Origin of the sequence: Lachnobacterium bovis, from assembly GCF_900111325.1 — a bacterium.
In the GTDB taxonomy this organism is placed as follows: Bacteria; Bacillota; Clostridia; order Lachnospirales; family Lachnospiraceae; genus Roseburia; species Roseburia bovis_A.
On record NZ_FOGW01000065.1, the window covers coordinates 1 to 1,198 of the forward strand.

Consider the following 1,198-nt stretch of genomic DNA (forward strand, 5'->3'; position numbering starts at 1 on the left):
CTTTTTTTAGTTGAACTTTTATGGCTAATTTCTCCCGTCACTATTTTGGTTATTTTAACCTATCTGTATTTGGTTATTTTTGCCTGACTCTAACATTCTCGCGAATAACCTTTTTTAGCATAGGTCTCAAGGGCCCTCTCTATAGTCAACTCCGGGTCGATTACTTCCTCTATTCGTTCACGACCTACCTGGGCCAGCCACATTTTAAACGGCTCCGCTTTCTTTGATGGAATCGACTGAATAATGCGAAGCAATTGCTCTGTATTGGCAACATCTGTCATTCGCTTTTTCCCATCCTTCGCAGTCATTTTCAACTGGTGACAATTTGTCACCAGTTGACTTCCCTCTTCTTTAAGTCTCTGTTTTAGTTTATTCCAATATTTTCTTCCATCCGCACTTTCTGTTAATACCTGCACTACATCCACAACCGAAAAATACCATTCTTCCTCATCTTCAACCCATGCCGTCCTAATCGGCTGGTCTTCAAATAACTGAACTTTATCATTTAACATCTACATGTTTCCTCCTTATAGATTCTTCATCTTTTATTTGCGCGTTTTCCTCAAGCCGCATAATATCTGCCAACATTCGTGTTTGGATATCAACAGTCTTTTGCAATGCATGTAAACGCTTCTCATTGATTGCATAACCGTCAATCATATATTGCTTCAAAATTTTACTGGCCCACTGGCGGAATTCGATACCTCGTTTTGATTTAACGCGGTAACCTACAGATATGATGACATCAAGATTATAGTATTTTGTTTTATAATTCTTTCCATCAGATGCAGTTGTCAAGAAATCCTTGACAACTGATTTCTTGTCCAACTCTCCTTCTTTAAAACTTTATTTGCCCATCGTCTAAACTCTGTGCCTCTTTTTGATTTAACTCTGTAACCTATTGATATAATCATATCTAAATTATAATGTTCAATATTTCTTTTACCCCTTCGTCCGCCTTCATTTTGAACTGTCGCAAATTTTGCGATAGTTGAACTATCTAATTCTTCTTTTAACGCATTACCAATATGTTTACCTATAGTTTTTACATCTCTTCCAAATAATTCTGCTAACTGTTCTCTATTTAGCCAAACAGAATCATTTTGATGTTAGCATCTAATTAGTACAAAGTAAAATGAGCTATTCCCCCGAAATATAGTATAATCATAATAATAGGAGGAACTCATTATGTCACGTA

General features: G+C 36.2%; 3 protein-coding genes. All 3 read right to left on the reverse strand.

Annotation, left to right across the window (positions count from 1 at the left end; genetic code table 11):
• Positions 1-89: 89 nt before the first annotated feature.
• From BMY79_RS11815 to rhuM (BMY79_RS12615), 3 genes are read right to left on the reverse strand one after another with little or no spacing between them, the layout of a single operon-like run.
• On the reverse strand, positions 90-512 hold the full coding sequence (locus tag BMY79_RS11815) for a BRO-N domain-containing protein (RefSeq protein WP_242941506.1): 423 nt from the start codon (positions 510-512) through the stop codon (positions 90-92).
• A complete protein-coding gene (rhuM, locus tag BMY79_RS11820; RefSeq protein ID WP_081777919.1) occupies positions 502-828 on the reverse strand; it encodes a RhuM family protein in 327 nt (108 codons plus the stop codon). The genes BMY79_RS11815 and rhuM (BMY79_RS11820) overlap by 11 nt, the downstream gene beginning before the upstream one ends.
• The gene (rhuM, locus tag BMY79_RS12615) at positions 795-1,040 is read right to left on the reverse strand and encodes a RhuM family protein (protein ID WP_334292650.1); all 246 of its coding nucleotides are present in this window, start codon (positions 1,038-1,040) and stop codon (positions 795-797) included. Before rhuM (BMY79_RS12615) ends, rhuM (BMY79_RS11820) begins: the two co-directional genes overlap by 34 nt.
• Positions 1,041-1,198: the final 158 nt, after the last annotated feature.